This window comes from Inquilinus limosus MP06 (genome assembly GCF_000767795.1).
Lineage (GTDB): Bacteria > Pseudomonadota > Alphaproteobacteria > DSM-16000 > Inquilinaceae > Inquilinus > Inquilinus limosus_E.
The window spans coordinates 1-4,030 of record NZ_JANX01000564.1; the positions used below are offsets into that span (position 1 = coordinate 1).

Below are 4,030 nucleotides of genomic sequence, written 5' to 3' on the forward strand. Positions count from 1 at the left end.
ATGCAGGTGCGCAGCTCGGCCGCCAGGAAGCCCAGCGCCACGGCCAGCAGCAACACGGCGAAGCTGACGACCCTGGGCCGCCGGTGCAGCAGCGCCACGAGCAGCCCGGCCAGCCCCGCCGCGATCAGCCCGGCGGCCAGCGGCGGCTCCGACGGCAGCCCGAAATAGACGCCGATCCCGACGCCGAGGCAGCAGGGCACCAGCAGCACCAGCCGGCGCCGGATGCCGCCGGACACGGCCTCGGCCGCCTCGCCCCAGCCCGGCCAGGCAACAGCCCATCCGGCCGTGCCGGCGCGCCACAGCGACGCCCGCACGGATTTCGGAACCCCGACCGATGCCCCCGCATTAGCCATCGCCCGAAGGCCTATGCTATGGACCTCTCGCATTCATCGTAGCAGCACCTGTGGAATTTGGCCCATGACGGTCGTGACCCGCTTCGCCCCCTCCCCGACCGGCTACCTGCATATCGGCGGGGCCCGGACGGCGTTGTACAACTGGCTCTATGCCCGCCATCACGGCGGCGTGTTTCGCCTGCGCATCGAGGACACCGACCGCGCCCGCTCCAGCGAGGATGCGGTGCGGAAGATCATCGACGGGCTGGCCTGGTTCGGGCTGGACTGGGACGGGGAGATCGTGTCGCAGTTCGAGCGGCGCGAGCGGCACGCGGAGGTGGCGCGCAAGCTGCTGGCCGAGGGCAAGGCCTATCACTGCTGGCTTCAGCCGGCCGAGCTGGAGGCCCTGCGCGAGAAGGCCAAGGCCGAGGGCAAGCCCTGGGCCTACTACACCAGCTACTGGCGCGACCGCGACCCGGCCGAGGCGCCGAAGGGCGTCGACCCGGTGATCCGGCTGCGCGCGCCGCGCGACGGCGAGACCACGGTCGAGGACAAGGTCCAGGGCCCGGTCACGGTGCAGAACGACCAGCTGGACGACATGGTGCTGCTGCGCGCCGACGGCACGCCGGTCTACATGCTGTCGGTGGTGGTCGACGATATCGACATGGGCATCACCCAGATCATCCGCGGCGACGATCACCTGACCAACACCTTCCGCCAGGTGCAGCTGTACAACGCGATCGGCGCGACCCCGCCGGACTTCGCCCATATCCCGCTGATCCACGGGCCGGACGGCGCCAAGCTGTCGAAGCGGCACGGCGCGCTGGGCATCGAGGCCTATCGCGACATGGGCTACCTGCCGGCGGCGCTGCGCAACTACCTGCTGCGGCTGGGCTGGGGCCATGGCGACGAGGAGGTGATCCCGACCGAGAAGGCGATCGAGTGGTTCGATCTCGACGGTGTCGGCCGGTCGCCCTCGCGGCTGGACTTCGCCAAGCTCGAGAACCTGAACGGCATCTACATGCGCGAGACGCCGGATGCCGAGCTGCTCGAGCGGATCACGCCGAATCTGGAGACGGCGCTAGGCCGGTCACTGGACGATGCCGATCGCGCCATCCTGCTGCTGGCTATGACCGGGTTGAAGCAGCGCGCCAAGACGCTGGTCGAGCTGTCAGACAGCGCCTTGTTCTACCTCCGCTCCGGCCCGCTGCCGATGAACGAGGCGGCGCTGAAGATCCTGACCGGCGACGCCCGCGCCCTGCTCGGCCGGCTGCTGGCGGCCCTGTCCGGCCTGAACGACTGGACCGAGGCCGCGTTGGAGGCGGAGGTCAACCGCCTGGCCGAATCCGAGGGGCTGAAGCTGGGCAAGGTGGCGCAGCCGCTGCGTGCGGCATTGACCGGATCGAACGTGTCACCAGGTATCTTCGAGGTGGCTGCGATCCTCGGCCGGGACGAGGCTCTACGCCGGATCCGCGAAGCTGCCAGCACCTCTTAAAGGGTTCTGGCAAACCATTGATCCAGTTCCGTAATTCAGAAGAAGCCTAAAAAACAGGCGATCGAGAACTGTCGTTGGAAGGGCCCAAGTCGCGTTGATCTTGCTCCGCCGCGCGACTATCCTCGCGGCCGACGGAGCGGACGACCTGCGTTTCCAGTACGAAGCCCCCGCTCAAGGACATCGTCATGCCCGATACGAAGACCCCCGTGGCGCAGAAGACCGTCACGCTGACCGACAACTCGACCGGCAAGTCGGTGGAGTTGCCCGTGATCGACGGGACCATGGGCCCGAGCGTCATCGATATCCGCAAGCTGTATGCGGAGACCGGGATGTTCACCTATGATCCCGGCTTCACCTCGACCGGCTCCTGCGACAGCGAGATCACCTATATCGATGGTGACGAGGGCGTCCTGCTGCACCGCGGCTACGCCATCGACGACCTGGCGGAGAAGAGTAACTTCCTCGAGGTCTGCTACCTCCTGCTCCATGGCGAGCTGCCGAACGCAGCCCAGGAGGCGGAGTTCGAGCACACCATCACCCGCCACACGATGGTGCATGAGCAGATCCACCACTTCTACCGCGGCTTCCGCCGCGACGCCCACCCGATGGCGGTGCTGTGCGGCGTCACCGGCGCGCTGTCGGCCTTCTACCACGACTCCACCGACATCCATGACCCGCGCCAGCGCGAGGTCGCGTCGCACCGGCTGATCGCCAAGCTGCCGACCCTGGCGGCCATGGCCTACAAGTACTCGATCGGCCAGCCCTTCATGTATCCGCGGAACGACCTCAGCTTCGCGGAGAACTTCCTGTACATGACCTTCGCCGTGCCGGCGGAGCAGTACAAGGTGAACCCGGTGCTGTCCCGCGCCATGGACCGCATCCTGATCCTGCATGCCGATCACGAGCAGAACGCGTCGACCTCGACCGTGCGCCTCGCCGGCTCCAGCGGCGCCAACCCCTTCGCCTGCATCGCCGCCGGCATCGCCTCGCTGTGGGGCCCGGCCCATGGCGGCGCCAACGAGGCGGTGCTGAAGATGCTGGGCGAGATCGGCTCCAAGGACCGCGTCGGCGAGTTCGTCAAGCGCGCCAAGGACAAGGACGACCCGTTCCGCCTGATGGGCTTCGGCCACCGCGTCTACAAGAACTACGACCCGCGCGCCAAGGTGATGCGCGCCACCTGCTACGAGGTGCTGGAGGAGCTCGGCATCAAGGACCCGCTGCTCGACCTCGCCATGGCGCTGGAGAAGATCGCGCTGGAGGACGAGTATTTTGTCGAGCGCAAGCTGTACCCGAATGTGGATTTCTATTCGGGCATCATCCTGAAGGCGATGGGCTTCCCGACCAGCATGTTCACCGTGCTGTTCGCGGTGGCCCGCACCGTCGGCTGGATCGCCCAGTGGACCGAGATGATCGGCGATCCGCACCAGAAGATCGGGCGTCCGCGCCAGCTCTTCACCGGGCATACGCCGCGCGACTTCGTGCCGCTGAGCGAGCGTGGCTAAACCGGGCAACACCCGGATCGACCGCACCGGCCCGCGCGCCCCAGGGCGCCCGGGCCGGCCGGTCGGCATTTCGACCATACCCCGGGCGGTGCCCCGGGCCGCGAACACGAACCGGGCCCCGCTGCGCGCCAAGCTCCGCGCTGCCGCCGCCATCGTCGCGGTCCTGGCCGGCGCGGCGCTGCTGACCTATCTGTTTTCCTGAACCGCCATCTTATCTTTCGTCATCCCCGCGGAAGCGGGGATTTTGTCGCTATCGACCGAAAGAGATTCCCGCTTTCGCGGGAATGACGTTGATATGAGATCAGCCGGTTTTCGGCCGCCGCCCCTGCCCGATCACATCGAGCACCACCTGCGCCGCCCGGTCGCCAGGCACGGCACCATCCGGCAGCCGCATCATCCGCGCCACCTCGTCATAGGCCGCGCGCTGGGCGGCGACGGCGGCCGGATCGGTCAGCAGCCGGTCCACCGCCTCCGCGAGCTTCTCCGGCGTGCAGTTCTCCTGCAGCAGCTCCGGCACCGCCGGCCGGTCCAGCATGATGTTGACCAGATTGGCGTATTTGGTCGTCAGCATGCGCCGGACGACGAAGGCCGAGAGGGGATTGACGCGATAGGCGATGATGCTCGGCACCCGCGCCAGCCCCAGCTCCAGCGCCACGGTGCCGGAGGCAGCGAGCGCCGCATCGCTGGCGGCGAAGGCATCG

3 protein-coding genes and 2 pseudogenes are annotated in these 4,030 nt (G+C 67.9%); 3 read left to right on the forward strand and 2 right to left on the reverse strand.

Features of this window, described 5'->3' with window-relative positions:
* A pseudogene (locus P409_RS28455) lies at nucleotides 1-353 on the reverse strand (hypothetical protein); the annotation flags it as partial.
* A 64-nt stretch (nucleotides 354-417) separates the two neighbouring features.
* Here P409_RS28455 and gltX point away from each other — a divergent pair.
* The 3 genes from gltX to P409_RS38335 all read left to right on the forward strand — a co-directional run bounded on the left by gltX (nucleotide 418) and on the right by P409_RS38335 (nucleotide 3,531).
* Nucleotides 418-1,827 carry a glutamate--tRNA ligase gene (gene gltX / locus P409_RS28460; protein WP_034846361.1) on the forward strand — a complete coding sequence of 470 codons (1,410 nt, stop codon included), beginning with the start codon at nucleotides 418-420 and terminating at the stop codon, nucleotides 1,825-1,827.
* Nucleotides 1,828-2,012: 185 nt separating this feature from the next.
* On the forward strand, nucleotides 2,013-3,329 hold the full coding sequence (locus P409_RS28465; RefSeq protein WP_034846362.1) for a citrate synthase: 1,317 nt from the start codon (nucleotides 2,013-2,015) through the stop codon (nucleotides 3,327-3,329).
* Complete coding sequence (locus P409_RS38335) at nucleotides 3,322-3,531, forward strand: hypothetical protein (RefSeq protein ID WP_152613592.1); 210 nt, start codon at nucleotides 3,322-3,324, stop codon at nucleotides 3,529-3,531. The genes P409_RS28465 and P409_RS38335 overlap by 8 nt, the downstream gene beginning before the upstream one ends.
* 99 nt (nucleotides 3,532-3,630) lie before the next feature.
* Here the strand turns inward: P409_RS38335 and P409_RS28470 are convergent.
* Nucleotides 3,631-4,030, reverse strand: a pseudogene (locus P409_RS28470) (lipid-A-disaccharide synthase); the annotation flags it as partial.